At 64.7% G+C, this 15,949-nt stretch carries 16 protein-coding genes; 11 read left to right on the top strand and 5 right to left on the bottom strand.

Annotation, left to right across the window (positions count from 1 at the left end):
- Nucleotides 1-6: 6 nt before the first annotated feature.
- From F7R11_RS13925 to pelG, 5 genes are read left to right on the top strand one after another with little or no spacing between them, the layout of a single operon-like run.
- Nucleotides 7-570, top strand: a complete 564-nt coding sequence (locus F7R11_RS13925) for a hypothetical protein (protein ID WP_064806380.1) — start codon at nucleotides 7-9, stop codon at nucleotides 568-570.
- Nucleotides 570-2,024 carry a PelD GGDEF domain-containing protein gene (locus tag F7R11_RS13920; RefSeq protein WP_064804466.1) on the top strand — a complete coding sequence of 485 codons (1,455 nt, stop codon included), beginning with the start codon at nucleotides 570-572 and terminating at the stop codon, nucleotides 2,022-2,024. Before F7R11_RS13925 ends, F7R11_RS13920 begins: the two co-directional genes overlap by 1 nt.
- A gap of 17 nt (nucleotides 2,025-2,041) precedes the next feature.
- Nucleotides 2,042-3,028: a tetratricopeptide repeat protein gene (locus tag F7R11_RS13915; RefSeq protein ID WP_021195576.1), complete on the top strand. Its 987-nt coding sequence runs from the start codon at nucleotides 2,042-2,044 to the stop codon at nucleotides 3,026-3,028.
- Nucleotides 3,025-4,632 carry a GT4 family glycosyltransferase PelF gene (gene pelF, locus F7R11_RS13910; RefSeq protein ID WP_064804464.1) on the top strand — a complete coding sequence of 536 codons (1,608 nt, stop codon included), beginning with the start codon at nucleotides 3,025-3,027 and terminating at the stop codon, nucleotides 4,630-4,632. Before F7R11_RS13915 ends, pelF begins: the two co-directional genes overlap by 4 nt.
- Nucleotides 4,632-6,002: an exopolysaccharide Pel transporter PelG gene (gene pelG, locus F7R11_RS13905; protein ID WP_064804462.1), complete on the top strand. Its 1,371-nt coding sequence runs from the start codon at nucleotides 4,632-4,634 to the stop codon at nucleotides 6,000-6,002. The genes pelF and pelG overlap by 1 nt, the downstream gene beginning before the upstream one ends.
- Before the next feature lie 577 nt (nucleotides 6,003-6,579).
- Here the strand turns inward: pelG and F7R11_RS13890 are convergent.
- The 3 genes from F7R11_RS13890 to F7R11_RS13880 form a co-directional block, all read right to left on the bottom strand.
- The gene (locus F7R11_RS13890; RefSeq protein ID WP_064804458.1) at nucleotides 6,580-7,329 is read right to left on the bottom strand and encodes a slipin family protein; all 750 of its coding nucleotides are present in this window, start codon (nucleotides 7,327-7,329) and stop codon (nucleotides 6,580-6,582) included.
- 20 nt (nucleotides 7,330-7,349) lie between these two features.
- Nucleotides 7,350-8,750 carry an NfeD family protein gene (locus F7R11_RS13885; protein ID WP_064804451.1) on the bottom strand — a complete coding sequence of 467 codons (1,401 nt, stop codon included), beginning with the start codon at nucleotides 8,748-8,750 and terminating at the stop codon, nucleotides 7,350-7,352.
- Between the two features lie 74 nt (nucleotides 8,751-8,824).
- On the bottom strand, nucleotides 8,825-9,745 hold the full coding sequence (locus tag F7R11_RS13880; RefSeq protein WP_064804449.1) for a LysR family transcriptional regulator: 921 nt from the start codon (nucleotides 9,743-9,745) through the stop codon (nucleotides 8,825-8,827).
- Between the two features lie 102 nt (nucleotides 9,746-9,847).
- On the opposite strand from F7R11_RS13880, the gene F7R11_RS13875 reads away from it, so the two are divergent.
- The 6 genes from F7R11_RS13875 (at nucleotide 9,848) to F7R11_RS13850 (ending at nucleotide 14,217) form a co-directional block, all read left to right on the top strand.
- On the top strand, nucleotides 9,848-11,089 hold the full coding sequence (locus F7R11_RS13875) for a YbfB/YjiJ family MFS transporter (RefSeq protein ID WP_064804447.1): 1,242 nt from the start codon (nucleotides 9,848-9,850) through the stop codon (nucleotides 11,087-11,089).
- 153 nt (nucleotides 11,090-11,242) lie between these two features.
- Nucleotides 11,243-12,037 (top strand): class II aldolase/adducin family protein, encoded by a 795-nt coding sequence (locus tag F7R11_RS13870; RefSeq protein WP_064804445.1) that lies wholly within the window; start codon nucleotides 11,243-11,245, stop codon nucleotides 12,035-12,037.
- Between the two features lie 41 nt (nucleotides 12,038-12,078).
- The gene (locus tag F7R11_RS13865) at nucleotides 12,079-12,267 is read left to right on the top strand and encodes a 4-oxalocrotonate tautomerase (RefSeq protein ID WP_021195568.1); all 189 of its coding nucleotides are present in this window, start codon (nucleotides 12,079-12,081) and stop codon (nucleotides 12,265-12,267) included.
- A 40-nt stretch (nucleotides 12,268-12,307) separates the two neighbouring features.
- Complete coding sequence (locus F7R11_RS13860) at nucleotides 12,308-13,345, top strand: threonine aldolase family protein (RefSeq protein WP_064806378.1); 1,038 nt, start codon at nucleotides 12,308-12,310, stop codon at nucleotides 13,343-13,345.
- A 15-nt stretch (nucleotides 13,346-13,360) separates the two neighbouring features.
- Complete coding sequence (locus F7R11_RS13855) at nucleotides 13,361-13,942, top strand: NUDIX hydrolase (RefSeq protein ID WP_021195566.1); 582 nt, start codon at nucleotides 13,361-13,363, stop codon at nucleotides 13,940-13,942.
- A gap of 47 nt (nucleotides 13,943-13,989) precedes the next feature.
- Nucleotides 13,990-14,217, top strand: coding sequence for a sulfurtransferase TusA family protein (locus F7R11_RS13850; RefSeq protein WP_021195565.1), 228 nt, complete (start codon nucleotides 13,990-13,992; stop codon nucleotides 14,215-14,217).
- 56 nt (nucleotides 14,218-14,273) lie between these two features.
- Here F7R11_RS13850 and sorB read toward each other — a convergent pair whose 3' ends face one another.
- Nucleotides 14,274-14,618, bottom strand: a complete 345-nt coding sequence (sorB, locus tag F7R11_RS13845) for a SorB family sulfite dehydrogenase c-type cytochrome subunit (protein ID WP_231973093.1) — start codon at nucleotides 14,616-14,618, stop codon at nucleotides 14,274-14,276.
- Between the two features lie 10 nt (nucleotides 14,619-14,628).
- Entirely contained in the window at nucleotides 14,629-15,879 is a 1,251-nt protein-coding gene (gene sorA / locus F7R11_RS13840; protein WP_064804442.1) for a SorA family sulfite dehydrogenase catalytic subunit, read from the bottom strand.
- Nucleotides 15,880-15,949 lie beyond the last annotated feature (70 nt).

The raw sequence follows: 15,949 nt of genomic DNA, 5'->3' as shown, positions 1-15,949 counted from the left end.
AAAGCGATGACACCCTTGCTCGACAAGATGAAAGCCGGCCGCCGCCGCCGCTGGCTGGCCGCCGCTGCAGGCGTTGGCGTGGCGCTTGCGCTGTCTGCGTGTGCCGTGGTCGACAGCGGCCGCGCACCGGCCACCAGCGCGTCTGACGCATGGGTCGTGCTGCCCATCGTCAACTACACCGAAACCCCGCAGGCCGGGCTGCGTGCCGAGACCATCGCCACCAGCATCCTGAAGGCGCGCGGCTTTACCAACCTCAAGCAATATCCGGCCAATTTGAACAGCGAATCGTTGTTCGAACCCGCCGAGCGCGAGGCCGTGGCCCGCGCGCTGGATTGGGCGCGCGGCGAGAAGGCTCGCTATGCCCTGACCGGCGCCGTGGACGAGTGGCGCTACAAGGTGGGCGTGGATGGCGAGCCCGCCGTCGGCATCACGCTGCAGGTGATCGACGTGCAGAGCGGCAACGTGATCTGGAGCGCGGCCGGTAGCCGCACCGGCTGGAGCCGCGATGCCGTCTCGGCGGTGGCGCAGAAGCTGCTGCGCGAGTTGCTCTCGCCGCTGGGCCGAGGCTGATGAAAACCGAAGCGGCGCAGGGTTCGCGGCAGAGCGCGCAGTCCGCCGCAGCCGAGGCGCGCGGGCGCGATCGTCGGCGCAATGCGCAGGGCATCGGCGCATCGTCGTGGTATGGGCGTTTGATCGCGCCGGCCGTGTCGAGCCCGAGCGCGGTGCTGGAAACGCTGGGCGCCACGATCGTTGCCATCGGCATCGTCTGGCTGTTCGTGCCGGACAATCCGCTGCTGCTCGGCTACGGGTTCCCGTGGATCTGGCTGGTGCCGCTCATCCTGGCGCTGCGCTACGGCACGCTGCTAGGCGCGGCCGCTGCGCTGGTGGTGTTGGGTGCGTGGTGGCTGTTCTACGGGCAGGCCGCGGCGGCCGGCGCCTTCCCCCGCATGTACTTTCTGGGCGGGCTGATGTTCGTGCTGATCGGCGGGCAGTTCGGTGATATCTGGGGCGCGCGGCTCTCGCGTGCGCGCACCGTCAACGGTTACCTGAACGACCGCCTGGCCGCGCTGACCAAGAACCACTTCCTGCTGCGTCTTTCACACGAGCGGCTGGAGAACGATCTGCTGGCCAAGCCGACTACGCTGCGCGACACGCTCACGCAACTGCGTAACCTGGCGCTGGCCGCACGCGAACACTGCGACGGTACCAACCAGCCCGACGTGGCACAACTGCCGGGTGCCGTGCAGTTCCTGCAATGGACGGCGCAGGCCTGCCAACTGGAAGTGGCGGCGATGGTGCGTGTGACGGGCAACCAAGTCGACACTGACCCCGTGGCCCGCGTCGGCACACCGTTCGACATCGTCGCTGACGACCCGCTGATCCGCCATTGCATCGACACTCACACGCTGGGCCACCCGCAGGCGCCCGAGCTGCGCCATGAAGACAGCTCGCGCTACGTCGCCTGCGCGCCGGTGCTGTCAGGTGCTGACGAGTTGATCGGCATCGTGGTCGTGCAGCAGATGCCGTTCCTCTCGCTGTCGTACGAGAACCTGCAGTTCCTGTTGGTGTTGCTGGGCTACTACGCCGATGGCGTGCGCCACCTCACCGTCAGCTCCGAGATTCTCGACCTCGTGCCCGATGCGCCGTACGACTTTGCACTCGACCTCGGCCGCCTGGCGCGCCTGCATCGCGATACCGGCATCGACTCGTCGGTGGTGGCGCTCATCTTTGACCAGGACGAGGCCAGCGATGCGCTGTTCGAGCAGGTGGTGCGCAGCCGCCGTGCGCTGGACGTGGTCTGGCAGGCGCGCGGCAAGGCCCGTCGTGCCATCGTCACGCTGATGCCGCTGTCGGACGCGGGTGCCGTGTCAGCCTACCTTGTGCGCATTGAAGACAGCCTGCGCGCCCAGTTCGGCGTCGATTTCGAGCAGTCGCACATTGGCGTCCAGACGTTGCACGTGACGGGCGAGCACCCTGGTGAGGCGCTGGTGCGCTTCATCGCACGCTGCCACCTCGACGGCTGAAGCGAGGGCACGCGACCATGTTCAAGCTCACGCTCGCCGGTATCTCGGCCCAGATTGCAGCGGTGGTGATGGTGCTGCACGCCGGCAACAGCCTGGCACTGCTGCTGTCGTGCCTGCTGCTGCAAGGGACCGCCGCCGCGCTGATCGGGCTGGCCGCCTGGCGCCTGCTGCCGCGCCGTTATCGCGTGCCGTTTGTCTGGACGTATGGCTACCTCGTCGCCCTGTGCTTCTTCGTGCCGGTGGCGGGGTGTCTGCTGGTGCTGGGCAGTCTGCTGCTTGGCAAGTTGTTCCCCAAGCCGGAGGGCGACAAGGACATCGCCGACGTGGGCTTGCCGGTGTTTGTTGCGCATTTGATTTCGCGCGTGACGCACGGCGGTGGGGCGCGGCTGCGCGCCCAGCTCAGCAACGAGCGCGCACCCGTGCAAAGCCGCATGACCGCGCTGGTGGCCATGCAGTCGATGCCGACCCGCACGGCCAGCCCCGTACTGCGTGACCTGCTGGCCGACCCGGTGGACGACATCCGCCTGCTGGCCTACGGCATGCTCGACAACGCCGAGAAGGTGTTGATGCAGAAGATCCTGGCTGAGTTGCCGCGCCTGGAAGAAGCCACCACGCCCGAGGCCCGCTATGACATCAACAAGCGCCTGGCCGATCTGTACTGGGAGCTGATCTACCAGAACCTGGTGCAAGGCGATGTGTACCGCTACACCGCTGAACAGGTGGAGCGCTACGCCAGCGCGGCGCTGGATATCCAGCCGGACAACGCGGCGCTGTGGTACATGCGCGGCCGGCTGGCCCTGTCGCGCCGCGAGCCCGATGTGGCCGAATCGCACCTGCGCGAAGCCGAGCGGCTCGGCTTTCCGCGTGACCGCCTGCTGCCGCCGCTGGCCGAGGCCTGCTACCTGCGCCGCGACTACGCTGGCGCACGCGCCGCGCTGGCGCAATTCTCCAACCGCTCGCCGCTGCCATTGCTGCGTCCGCTGCTGCGCTACTGGACATCATGAGCGACCAATTTCCACGCGCCCAGTCCGCCGACGTCGCGCTGCTGCTCGAAGGGACGTTTCCCTACGTGAGCGGCGGGGTGTCGAGCTGGGTCAACCAGATGATCCGGGCGTTTCCGGACATCCGCTTTGCCGTCGTCTTTATCGGCAGCCGCCGCGAGGACTACGGCAAGCCCGTCTACGCCATCCCCGACAACGTGGTGCACGTGGAGTGCCACTACCTGTACGACTTCCCGGCGCCGCCCCTGGTGCAGGCCAGCGGCGGTGACCCGGCCGCCTTCGAGCGCTCGCGCAAGCTGCACGAAGCGCTGCGCAATCCTGCGCACAAGGAAGAGACGGCCGACCTGATTCGCGCGTCCATTGCCGACCTGCGCGACGACGGCCCGCTGGCTGAGGAGCAATTCCTCTACAGCCACCGCGCCTGGGACATGATGACGGACTACTACCGGCGCTACTGCACCGATCCGTCGTTCACCGATTACTTCTGGACCGTACGCATCATGCACAAGCCGCTTTGGCAGCTGGTGCGCATTGCCGAAAACCTGATCCCGGTGAAGGTGTTCCACACCATCTCGACCGGCTATGCGGGTTTCCTGGGGGCGCTGCTGCGCTACAAGCGCGGGCGTCCGCTGCTGGTGTCGGAGCACGGCATCTACACCAAGGAACGCAAGATCGACCTGTTCCAGAGCCAGTGGATTCGCGACAACCGCAGCATCTTCGAGAAGGACATCGCGCAGATCAGCTACTTCCGTGATCTGTGGGTGCGCTTCTTTGAAACCATGGGCCGTGTCTGCTATGACGCCGCCGAAGAGATCACGGCGCTGTACGAGGGCAACCGGCTGCGGCAGGTGATCGACGGCGCGCCGGCCGAGAAGACGCGCAGCATCCCCAATGGCATCAACCTGCCGCGCCTGGCTGCATTGCGCGACAAGCGCCCGGCCAAGGTGCCGCGCGTGATGTGCCTGATCGGGCGGGTGGTGCCGATCAAGGACGTGAAGACGTTCATCCGCGCCATGCTGACCATCACGCGCGAGATGCCCGACGCCGAAGGCTGGATTGCCGGCCCGGAAGATGAGGACCCGGAATACGCGCACGAATGCCATAGCCTGGCCGAAAGCCTGGGCCTGGGCGACCGCATCAAGTTTCTCGGCTTCCAGAAGATCGACGACATCCTGCCCAAAGTGGGCGTGCTGGTGCTGAGTTCGATCAGCGAGGCGCTGCCGCTGGTGGTGCTCGAAGGGTTTGCTGCCGGTGTGCCTTCGGTCACCACCGATGTGGGTTCATGCCGCCAGCTGCTGTTTGGCCTGGAAGGCGACGATGCAGCGTTGGGCGCCGCTGGCGCCGTGGTGCGTATTGCCGACCCGGCCGCGCTGGCCGGCGAGGTGCTCACGCTGCTGCGTGATGAATCGCGCTGGTACGACGCACAGGCCGCCGGCATCGCTCGCGTGGAGCGCTACTACACGCAGGAGATGATGGTCGGCGCCTATCGCGAGCTATACGACCGCCTGCGCTCGCTGCCGGATCTGAGCACGGAAGCGGGTGCCAAGACTGCAGCTGCGGCCTGCCCGCATCATGCTCACCCGAATCACAAGCAGGGAGCACACTGATGGCCGGCATCGGGTTCGAGCTCCGCAAGATGCTCAAGCGCGACAGCCTGCTCGGGCTGCTGCGCGCCTACACCTACGCCGGCATCATCAGCTCCGGGCCGTGGATTCTGTCCATCGTCGGGATTCTGCTGATCGGTATTCTGAGCCTGCCGTTCGTGATTCCCGGCTCGCTCATCACGCAGTTCCAGGTGTCCGTTACCTACCTGATTGCGGTGAGTCTGATATTGACGGGGCCGCTGCAGCTCGCCTTCACGCGTTTCACGTCCGACCGGTTGTTCGAGAAGCGCGACGACCTCGTCCTGCCCAACTACCACGCCGTGTCGTTGGTTATGACGCTGGTGGCGGGCGGTCTGGGGCTGCTCGTTGTGCTGTTCGCGTTTCCGCAGCAGTCGGCCATCTACCGGGTGCTGATGCTGGCGGGCTTCGTGGTCATGGCCAACATCTGGATCGCGGTGATCTTCTTGTCGGGCATGAAGCAGTACAAGGCGATCGTGTGGATCTTCCTGATCGGCTACACGCTCACGGTGCTGCTGGCGCTGCTGTTCAACCGCGTGGGGCTGGAGGGGCTGCTGCTGGGTTTCGTGCTGGGGCAGCTGTGTCTGCTGATCGGCATGGCGGGGCTGATTTACCGCAACTTCAGCGGACGGCGTTTCCTGTCGTTCGAGGTGTTCGACAAGCGGTTTGCGTATCCGTCGCTGATGCTGATCGGGCTGCTGTACAACCTCGGCATCTGGCTCGACAAGTTCATGTTCTGGTATGCGCCGGGCACGGGGCAGCAGGTGATCGGGCCGCTGCATGCGTCGGTCATCTATGACATTCCGGTGTTTCTGGCGTACTTGGGGATCATCCCCGGCATGGCGGTGTTCCTGGTGCGCATCGAGACGGATTTCGTTGAGTACTACGACGCGTTTTACGACGCTGTGCGGGGTGGGGCATCGCTGGAGCACATCGAAGACATGCGCAACACAATGGTGCAGACCATCCGCGCGGGCCTGTACGAGATCGTGAAGATCCAGGCGATGGCGGCGCTGGTGCTGTTTGCCGTGGGGGCTTCGGTGCTGCGGGTGCTGCAGATTTCTGAGCTGTATCTGCCGCTGCTGTATGTCGACACCATTGCTGCGAGCTTGCAGGTGGTGTTTCTGGGTGTGCTGAATATCTTCTTCTACCTGGACCGGCGGCGCGTGGTGCTGGGGCTGACGGCTGCGTTTGTCGTGCTCAACGGTGTGCTGACGTGGATCACGCTGCAGCTTGGGCCGGCCTGGTATGGGTATGGGTTTGCCGTGTCGCTGCTGCTGGTGGTGATGGCGAGTCTGGTGATTCTGGATCGGAAGTTGGATCGGTTGGAGTACGAGACGTTTATGTTGCAGTGACATGCTGACGGGAAGGGGCGGTTGGTTTTGGTCTTGGTGGTCCACCTCCCTTTCGTGCCCTGTCGGGCCCGACTCACTTTCTTTGTCTTGCCAAAGAAAGTAAGCAAAGAAAGGCGCGCCCGAGATGGCGACCCCCTCCTTGGATTTTTGTCGCGGGGAGGGAAGGGAGGCAAACTCGCTTCGCTCAGACAGGCCTCCCTTCTTTATCCTCCCCGCAACAAAAATCCAAGGCGCCATCAAGGGCTCAACGTCAAAAGAAAAAGGCCAACCCGTCGCGAGGTTGGCCTTTGTCGTTCTGGCTGACGTCCAGATGGTTTGGCTGTTTGCCTTTGACTTTCCCTGCTCTATGCGGCGCCTTGAATTTCTGTTGCAAGGAGGAAAAAGGAAGGGAAACTGCCTGAGCGCAGCGAGTTTTTCCCTTCCCCTCCTTGCGACATAAATTCAAGGAGTCTTTCGCCGCATCGGGCGCGCCTTTCTTTGCTTACTTTCTTTGGCAAGACAAAGAAAGTGAGTCAGCCCCGGCAGGGGATGAAACAGGGGATGCACCAACAACATCCATAGCGTGCCAACCGTGCCGCTAAGCCTTCTTCAACGCCCCCAACACCTCCATCGGCAACGGAAACACAATCGTCGAACTCTTGTCGCCAGCAATCTGCGTAAGCGTTTGCAGGTAGCGCAATTGGATGGCCTCAGGCTGCTGCGACAGCATGCGTGCGGCTTCCAGCAGTTTCTCCGACGCCTGCAATTCCCCCTCTGCGTGAATGACCTTGGCACGTCGTTCGCGCTCGGCCTCAGCCTGACGCGCAATCGCACGGATCATCGATTCATTCAGGTCGACGTGCTTGATCTCCACGTTGGCGATCTTGATGCCCCACGGGTCGGTCTGGATGTCGAGCACCTTCTGGATGTCGAGGTTGAGCTTTTCGCGTTCGGCCAGCATTTCGTCCAGTTCGTGCTTGCCGAGAATGGCCCGCAGCGTGGTCTGCGCCAACTGACTGGTCGCCTCCAGAAAGTTGGCCACCTGGATGATGGCGCGCTCCGGGTCCACCACCCGGAAGTACACCACCGCGTTGACCTTGACCGATACGTTGTCGTGCGAGATCACATCCTGCGGCGGCACATCCATCACCACGGTGCGCAGGTCCACACGCACCATCTGCTGGATGGCCGGGATGATGAGCACCAGCCCCGGCCCTTTCACACGCCAGAAGCGCCCAAGCAGGAACACCACGCCGCGCTCGTACTCGCGCAGCACGCGGAACGACGAGATGATCAGCAGCACGGCCAGAAAGATCAGGCCGCCTGCGCTGAAGAATCCATAGAGCATTTTTCTTCTCCTTAGGATGGCTAACCCGCAGGCACGACGTCGAGCGTGAGCCCACGTCGCGCCGTCACGCGTACACGATCACCCCGTGTCAGACGGCCGGTGCAATGCACGCGCCAGCGCTCACCGTGTACCTGTGCCCAGCCGGCAGCGGGGTCGTTGGGGTCGGTCGGGTCCAGCTCCAGCAATTCGCCTGTCATGCCAATCAGGGTGTCGCCGCCGGCCACTTTGGGCCGACGCCGTGCGCGCATGGCCATGCTGGAGAGCAGCAGGATTACCGTCAGGCTCACGAAGGCCATCGATACGATCAACGGTAGTGGCACGCCAAAGCCCGGTGTCTGCGTATCGATCAGCATCACCGCGCCCAGGATGAACGCCACGATGCCGCCCACCCCCAGCGCACCGAAGGTCGGCAGGAAGGCCTCGGCCACCATGCAACCCAGGCCCAGCGAAATCAACGCCAGCCCCGCGTAGTTGATCGGCAGCATCTGCAGCCCATACAGCGCCACCAGAATGCACACCGCGCCGAGGATGCCCGGCACCACCATGCCCGGTGTGGAGAACTCGAAGATCAGTGCATACACGCCCACCGTCAGCAGCAATAGCGCGAGGCTCGGATCGGTGATCACGGCGAGGAAGTGGTTGCGCCAGCCGGGCTCCAGCGTGACCGTCTCCGCCCCTGCGGTGTGCAGCGTGACGAGGCCCGTGGTGGTGCGCAGCGCGCGGCCATCCACTTGCTTGAGCAGGTCGGGCACATCGCTGGCGATGAGGTCGATCACGCGCTGGCTGGCCGCCTCCGATGCGTCCAGGCTCACGGCTTCGCGGACGGCACGTTCACCCCATTCAGCGTTGCGGCCGCGCAGTTGTGCCAGGCCCCGGATGTACGCCGCAGCATCGTGCATCTGCTTGCGGGCAAGGGTGTCCTCGTTGCTTGAAGACAGTGCGGGGGCGCTGGCCGGTTTGGCGGCATCCCCCGGATTGGCAGGGTTTGGCGTGGGGCCGGACGGCGCATGCCCACCGATGCCGATCGCCACCGGCGACGCCGCCCCCAGGTTGGTGGCCGGCGCCATCGCGGCAATATGGCAGGCATAGAGGATGTAGGTACCGGCACTGGCCGCGCGTGCACCGCCCGGCGCGACATAGCCTGCCACCGGCACCGGAGAGGCGAGGATGGCCTGGATGATCTGCCGCATCGATGCGTCCAGCCCACCCGGTGTATCCATCTGCAGCACCACGAGCTGCGCGCCTTGCTTGCGCGCCTCTTCCAACCCATGCACGACATAAGCAGCGCTGGCTGGTCCGATGGCACCCGTGAGCGGCAGTACCACGACGGGCGCAGCGGCGAGCGCCAGGCAACTCCACGCGGCGGTCAGCACGCCCGCCATCCACGCCATGCACTGTGCTGCACGAGACGACCGTCGCATGACAGCCTCCGTTGGTGACCGCCTTTGCTGTTAGACCGGCGGCGGGGTCTTTGTATTCAGCCAATTAGTCCAGTTTAGGCGGCGATGGCTTCACCGGCGGCGGGGGTGGTCAATACGTCCGCCGTGGCATGTGGTTCGCTCAGCACCTGCACGAGTGCTTGCAGCGCCGGCCCAGCCATGTCGCGATGCCACGCCAGGATGGTGTCGACGCGGCCGGGTTTGTTGAGCGCGTGGATGCTGATGTCCGGCGCGTTCGAGTACAGCTCCAGCACCGAGCGCGGCACCAGCGCCACGCCAATCCCCGCCGCCGCGCACGCGATGATGGCGTGATACGAGCCCAGTTCCAGCACGCGCGACGGCACCACGCCGTCGGCCTCAAACCAGTCCTCGATCAGTTGCCGATAGGCGCAGCCGGCCTCGAAGGCGAGCAGGGCGGGCGTCTGCACGTCAGTGGCGCGGCAGATAGGCGGATGCGCGCGGTGGGCGATCAGCACCAGCTCTTCTGCAAAGGCGGGCAGTGTTGTGAGTGCGGCGCGCGTATTGACCAGACAGGCGGTTTCCGCAACGAAGGCGCAGTCGACTTCAAAATTCGACAGCGCTTGGATCGACTGGCGCGTCGGCATGGTCACCAGCTCAAGCTGCACGCGCGGCCAGCGCTGGTGCAACGTGGCGAGCAGGCCGGGCAGGCGGCTGGCAGCGGTGCTTTCCATCGAGGCGATGCGTAGGCGCCCGTGCGGCTCGCGTGGCTGGACGGCCTGCCGGGCTTCGGCGGCCAGGCGGAGGATGTCGTCCGCATAGGTCAGCAACGTCTGGCCGGCGGGCGTGAGCACCATGCGCTTGCCCTCACGCACAAACAGCTGCACCCCCAGTGACGTTTCCAGCTGGCGGATACGCGTGGTCACGTTCGACTGCACGCGGTGCAACTGCTGGGCCGCCCGTGTGACGCCGCCTTCGCGCACGACGGTCCGGAAGATTTCAAGCGAGGCCAGATCCATGATGCATCTCGAATGCTAATAGATTCGTTCAATATAATTCATTTTTCGGAATGCACCGCGTTGCGTACGATGAGGTACCGATCTCCCCGTCCGGGCATCCTCATGCAATCCGCGCTGTCGTCCTCGTCCACGTCTTCCTCCTCTTCGTTGCCCGCTGCACATGACACACGTGGTGCGGCTTGGCGCGTGGCAATTGCTGGCATGGTCGCGCTGTCTGTGGCGATGGGTATCGGCCGCTTTGCCTTCACCCCGATCCTGCCGATGATGCTGCACGACGGCAGCCTGTCGCTGGCGCAGGGCAGCTGGCTGGCCACGGGCAACTATCTGGGCTATTTCCTTGGTGCGCTGGCCTGCATGGCGGTGCGCGGTGATGCGGCGCGGCTGATTCGCGCTGGCCTGATTGCCACGGTGCTGCTCACGGCGGGGATGGGGCTGCTGCAAGGTCAGCCGGCGTGGTTCGTGCTGCGCTTTGCTGCCGGCATGGCAAGCGCACTGGTGTTCGTGTTCACGGCGGGCTGGTGCCTGCACAAGCTGACGGAGCTGGGGCATGCGGCGCTGGGTGGCATCATCTTCTGCGGGCCGGGGCTGGGCATTGCCATTCCGGGTCTGGCAGCCAGCGGTATGGTGGCGCTGGGTTGGCATGCAACATCAGCGTGGATCGCGTTTGGCGTGTTGTCGGCGCTGCTGACGGTGGCGGTGTGGTCGACCATCCGCCCAGAATTGCACGCCCATGCGGCTTCGCCCGCTGCGGCTGCAACCGCTGCAGCGCCGCGTTTGGACGCACCCACCACCGCCATCACATTGGCGTACGGCCTGGCCGGTTTCGGCTACATCATCACCGCCACCTTCCTGCCGGTGATCGCGCGCAAGGTGCTGCCGGCCGGCTCGATCTGGCCCGATCTGTTCTGGCCGATGTTCGGTGTGGGCGTGGCGCTGGGCGCTTTTCTCTCCACACGGATCAGCCTGGCGCGCGATAACCGTTCGCTGCTCGCCACGGCGTATGCCATGCAGGCGGTTGCCGTGGCAGTCAGCATCGTCTGGCCAACGGTGGCGGGGCTGACGCTCTCCAGCACGCTGCTTGGCCTGCCGTTTACGGCGATCACGCTGTTTGCCATGCGCGAGGCACGCCGGCTCTGGCCACATGCGGCGCCACGGCTGATGGGGCTGATGACATCTGCCTATGGCATTGGCCAGATTGCGGGGCCGCCGCTGGCCAATCGGCTGTTTGCCGCTACGGGCGGCTTCAGCGCATCGCTGGCGGTGGCGGTGGCATCGCTGGTGGTGGGCGTGGCCATCTTTGTTGCGGTCAAGCGTGCTTCGCCCCTCTCGCCCGTACGTGCGTGATGGACAGCGATGAGGGACAGCGATGAGGGACAGCGATGAAGGACGGCGATGAGGGACAGCGATAAAGGACCGCGATGAAGGACAGCATGTCGCGCAGGTCACCGCGCGATTTGCGCGCACGTTCTAGAATGCCTCCTCCATTGGAGGAGCCCCATGTCTTTTGCCCTGCGCCCCGGCGCCGTTGTGCCCGGGGGCGAGATCAGCGAAGCCGAGCGCGCCGTGCGCGTCGACTTGGCCGCCGCCTATCGCCTGGCCGCGCTCAACGGCTGGGATGACCTGATCTACACCCATCTGTCGGCCACCGTTCCGGGTGAGCCGGACCACTTCCTCATCAACGCCTTCGGCCTGGCCTTCGACGAGATCACCGCGTCCAACCTGGTGAAGATCAACGGTGCGGGCCAGCTCGTCGGCGATTGGCCTGACGCTGCAGCACGGCCGTCGGTGAACGTCACGGGCTTTGCGCTGCACGCGGCTGTGCATGCGGCGCGCGCCGATGCGCATTGCGTGATCCACCTGCACAACACGGCGGGCATTGCCGTGTCGGCGCAGAAGCACGGGCTGCTGCCGCTGTCGCAGCATGCACTGCGCTTTCACAAGCGCATCGCGTATCACGACTACGAGGGCTTGGCCTTCTCGCCGGAAGAGGGCGCACGTCTGACCGCATCGCTTGGGGCCCAGTTCGCCATGCTGCTGCGCAATCACGGCACGCTCACGATCGGCCGCACCGTAGCCGAAGCGCATGTGCTAATGGCGACGCTCATTAAGGCATGCGAGATCCAGATCCAGGCGCTGACGGGCATGACCGGCGATGGGGTGGTCTCGCCCGCGCCGCACGTGGCCGACCGCGCTGCCGAACAGCTGGAAGACGGCGGCGCCATCGAAGGTGTGATGGAGTGGCCGGCCCTGCTGCGCAAACTGGATAAAATTGACGCTTCATACCGCGGTTAACTAAGCGATTGAACACGCGAATCCCCAACACCGGAGACACCATGCCGACTTTCCATATCGAGATGTTTGAAGGCCGTACTGTTGAGCAGAAAAAGAAGCTCGTCGAAGAAGTGACGCGCGTCACCTGCGAAACCCTGGGCTGTGTGCCGGGCGCGGTCGACATCATCATCAACGACGTCAAGCGCGAGAACTGGGCGACCGGCGGCGTGCTCTGGTCGGAACAGAAGTAACGCCTTCCCTCAATCACGCCGCCGGCCCGCGATGCAGCCCATGCAACATTTCGCCTCTGACAACTACGCGGGCTTCTGCCCGGAATCGCTGAAGTACTTCCTGGAAGCCAACGGCAGTGGCCACGAACCCGCGTATGGCGATGATTCCTGGACGCAGCGCGTGTGCGATCGCATTCGTGACCTGTTCGAGACCGACTGCGAAGTCTTCTTCGTCTTCAACGGCACGGCGGCCAATTCGCTGGCGCTGTCATCGCTGTGCCAGTCGTATCACTCGGTCATCTGCCACGAGCTGGCGCATATCGAGACGGACGAGTGCGGCGGCCCGGAGTTCTTCTCCAACGGCTCCAAATTGCTGACCGCCAAGGGCGAAAACGGCAAGCTCACGCCCGATGCGGTGGAGGCGCTGGTCACGCGCCGCTCCGATATCCACTACCCGAAGCCCAAGGTCGTCTCGCTCACGCAGTCGACGGAGGTGGGCACGGTCTACACGGTGGAAGAGGTGCGTGCGATTGCCGCCATCGCCAAGCGCCGCCAGTTGCGTGTGCATATGGATGGCGCGCGCTTTGCCAACGCGGTGGCGTCGCTCGGCGTGCATCCGTCAGAGGTCACCTGGCGCGCGGGCGTGGACGTGCTGTGCTTTGGCGGCACGAAGAATGGCCTGCCGGTGGGCGAGGCCGTCGTCTTCTTCGATCGCCGACTCGCCGAGGACTTCGCGTATCGCGTGAAGCAGGCGGGGCAACTGGCATCGAAGATGCGCTTCATCTCCGCACCGTGGCTGGGCTTGCTGGAGAACGACGTGTGGCTGCGCAATGCGCGCCACGGCAACGCGATGGCGCAACTGCTGCATTCGCGCATCGTTGATGTGCCTGGCGTGCGCATCATGTTCCCCACCGAATCGAACGCCGTGTTTGCCGAGCTGCCGTTGCCGGCCATCGAAGCGCTGCGCGCACGTGGTTGGAAGTTCTACACGTTCATCGGTGCAGGCGGCTGCCGCCTGATGTGCTCGTGGGATGTGCTGCCCGAAACGGTGGAAGCCTTTGCCGCCGACATCCGCCTCGCTTGCGAACACGCCGCATAACTTGACCTCATCACCATGAGCTTCGACTACCGCTTCTGCCCGCAATGCGCCACGCCGCTCGTCGAGCAGCACAACGCCGGACGCCTGCGCATCGCATGCCCGGCGCCGGATTGTGGCTTTGTCCACTGGAACAACCCGCTGCCGGTGCTGGCAGCGGTGGTCGAATATCGCGGGCAGATGTTCCTGGCGCGCAATGCGTTGTGGCCCGAAGGCATGTTCGCGCTCGTCACCGGTTTCATGGAGCGCGACGAAACGCCCGAAGAGGGCATCGCACGCGAGCTGAAGGAAGAGACCAATCTCGACGCGCAATCGATCTCGCTGATCGGCGTGTACGAGTTCATCCGCAAGAACGAGCTGATCATTGCCTACCACGTGGTGGCCGATGGCGAGATCGCGCTGTCGGAAGAACTGGTCGAATACCGCCTGAAACCGTTTGAGAAAGTGCGCCCGTGGACGGCTGGCACCGGCTATGCGGTGGCTGATTTCCTGGCGGCACGCGGCTTGCCTGTGAGCTATATCGACATCCGCACCGGCGAGCCCGCCGAGCCGCCGCCGCGCCAGTGGCAACCCACGCGGCTCGTTACAATAGCGGAATGACTTACGCGAGCAGTGCCAAGCTGTTCGCTCGCAACCTAGAGGAAGACATGGAGTTCCAGAAGGAAGTTGACGCACGCGGCCTGAACTGCCCGCTGCCCATCCTGCGCACGAAGAAGGCGCTTGCCGATATGCAGAGCGGCGACGTGCTCAAGATTCTCGCCACCGACCCTGGCGCCACGCGCGACTTCCAGGCGTTTGCCAAGCAGACCGGCAACGAACTGCTGGAGCACAGCGAGCACGACAAGGTCTTCACGTTCTACATGCGCCGTCGCTGATCCGGCCGCGTGTTCAAACAAGCGGGGCGATCCGGTTTAGCCGGATCGCCCCGTTGTCATTTGGCGGGACTGGCTTGCGGGCGTTCGGCGCCGTAGGTCTTCACCAGGTAGTCGACCATCGCTGGGATGTCTTCCTCGGGAAATGGCGCGCCGAACGGCACCTTCATCTTCTTGACGGTGGCCTCCCAGTAGCTGCGCGGGAGCGTGGGCGGCTGCGTCTGCACGTACTGCGCGGCGTGGCAGATCATGCAGTTCTGCAGCACAAGCCGGTAGCCGGGCAGGTCGCTCGGCTTGTATTGCGCGGTTTCGGGCGGCAGCGTGACGTCCAACGCGTGCGTTGTCGTCGCGCCCACTAGCGTTGCCAGCGCGAGGCAGGTGCGCAGTGTCTTGCGATTGAGCATGGTGGCCTCCTCACGCAGCGGTCACGCGCGTGGTTTCCACCACGTTGCGCATGTAGCCTGGCGGGTTCCACAGTGCCGTCATCGGCTGGCTCTGGCCGATGCGGTTGACTGCACGCACCTTGAGTTCGTACGCGCCGCGCCGAGTGGGTTTGAACGGCGCACGCCATTCGCGGAACGAGTATTTGCCCAGGTCTTCACCCAACTGCGCTTCCACCCATGTGCGCCCGCCATCTGCGGAGAAGGCCACCTCGGTGATGCCGTAGCCGCCATCAAAGGCGATGCCACGTACGATGTGTTCACGCCCGGCCGCAACGGTCGCGCCATCGGCCAGGCTGGTGATGAACGAGCGCACGTTGAAGCGGCCGATCGGCACGGTCTTGGCAGGAGTGGTGCCGGGCGCCACGCAGGCGCAGGTGTTATCAGGAATCCGGTAGGCCGTGCGCATCCAGAACCCGTCGAATGGTTTGTCGACGACCTGGATGTTCGTGAGGTGCTTGACCCAGTACGTGCCATAGTGGCCCGGCACGATCAGGCGGATCGGGTAGCCATTGAGCAGGGGCAGGTCGGCGCCGTTCATGGCCCAGGCGATCATCACCTCGCCATCGAGCGCATGGTCGATCTCCAGCGCCTTGATGAAATCGGGGCTCTTGGCGTCGGCCAGCGGCGGGTGGTCCAGGCCATCGAATACTACCTGCACGCTGCCCGCGCGCACGCCGGCCTTCTCCAGCACCTGTTTGAGCGGCACGCCTGTCCAGCGTGCATTGCCCATCGCCCCGTTGGAAAGCTGCCCGCCGCCCACACGCGGTTGGAAGTACCCGCGCCCATTGCCTGAGCACTGGTTGACGGCAACGATTTCGCGCGCCTCACCCAGCGCCTTCAGGTCTGCCAGCGACAGATCGAGCGGCGTGTTGACGTTGCCGCCCACCTGCAGGCGGTATGTTGCCGGGTCGATCGAGGTGGGGATGCCGGCCCAGTGGTAGCGCACGAAGAACGCATCGTTGGGCGTGATGGTGCCGTCATTGAACACCGCGAATGGTGTTTCGAGTTGCGGCGGACGGCTGGTCAGCAGGATCAGCGGGCGCTTCTGGGGAAAGGCCACCAGCTCGCGTTCGCCGTTGTCGAAGGGCAGGGTCACGCTGCCTGCGGTGGCAGCCAGCGCGGTCAGTGCCGGGTGGCTGAGCGCAGTGCCGGCACCGAGCGTGCCAAGCGCCTTGAGTACGCCGCGCCGCCGGGCGCGTTGCTGTGGATCGTCTGGGTGCATGCCGTCATCTCCTTGGGGTCACCTCACGGTATCCAAGGACATGGCGGCACCCGTGTCAATGAGGATTGTC

It is taken from the genome of Ralstonia insidiosa, from assembly GCF_008801405.1.
GTDB classification, from domain to species: domain Bacteria; phylum Pseudomonadota; class Gammaproteobacteria; order Burkholderiales; family Burkholderiaceae; genus Ralstonia; species Ralstonia insidiosa.
This window is presented reverse-complemented; position numbering and strand designations above follow the sequence as displayed.

Coding starts and splice junctions, on each gene's coding strand:
- F7R11_RS13925 (WP_064806380.1), top strand. CDS start 7: ATGACACCCTTGCTCGACAAGATGAAAGCCGGCCGCCGCCGCCGCTGG.
- F7R11_RS13920 (WP_064804466.1), top strand. CDS start 570: ATGAAAACCGAAGCGGCGCAGGGTTCGCGGCAGAGCGCGCAGTCCGCC.
- F7R11_RS13915 (WP_021195576.1), top strand. CDS start 2,042: ATGTTCAAGCTCACGCTCGCCGGTATCTCGGCCCAGATTGCAGCGGTG.
- pelF (WP_064804464.1), top strand. CDS start 3,025: ATGAGCGACCAATTTCCACGCGCCCAGTCCGCCGACGTCGCGCTGCTG.
- pelG (WP_064804462.1), top strand. CDS start 4,632: ATGGCCGGCATCGGGTTCGAGCTCCGCAAGATGCTCAAGCGCGACAGC.
- F7R11_RS13890 (WP_064804458.1), bottom strand. CDS start 7,329: ATGCTCTATGGATTCTTCAGCGCAGGCGGCCTGATCTTTCTGGCCGTG.
- F7R11_RS13885 (WP_064804451.1), bottom strand. CDS start 8,750: ATGCGACGGTCGTCTCGTGCAGCACAGTGCATGGCGTGGATGGCGGGC.
- F7R11_RS13880 (WP_064804449.1), bottom strand. CDS start 9,745: ATGGATCTGGCCTCGCTTGAAATCTTCCGGACCGTCGTGCGCGAAGGC.
- F7R11_RS13875 (WP_064804447.1), top strand. CDS start 9,848: ATGCAATCCGCGCTGTCGTCCTCGTCCACGTCTTCCTCCTCTTCGTTG.
- F7R11_RS13870 (WP_064804445.1), top strand. CDS start 11,243: ATGTCTTTTGCCCTGCGCCCCGGCGCCGTTGTGCCCGGGGGCGAGATC.
- F7R11_RS13865 (WP_021195568.1), top strand. CDS start 12,079: ATGCCGACTTTCCATATCGAGATGTTTGAAGGCCGTACTGTTGAGCAG.
- F7R11_RS13860 (WP_064806378.1), top strand. CDS start 12,308: ATGCAACATTTCGCCTCTGACAACTACGCGGGCTTCTGCCCGGAATCG.
- F7R11_RS13855 (WP_021195566.1), top strand. CDS start 13,361: ATGAGCTTCGACTACCGCTTCTGCCCGCAATGCGCCACGCCGCTCGTC.
- F7R11_RS13850 (WP_021195565.1), top strand. CDS start 13,990: ATGGAGTTCCAGAAGGAAGTTGACGCACGCGGCCTGAACTGCCCGCTG.
- sorB (WP_231973093.1), bottom strand. CDS start 14,618: ATGCTCAATCGCAAGACACTGCGCACCTGCCTCGCGCTGGCAACGCTA.
- sorA (WP_064804442.1), bottom strand. CDS start 15,879: ATGCACCCAGACGATCCACAGCAACGCGCCCGGCGGCGCGGCGTACTC.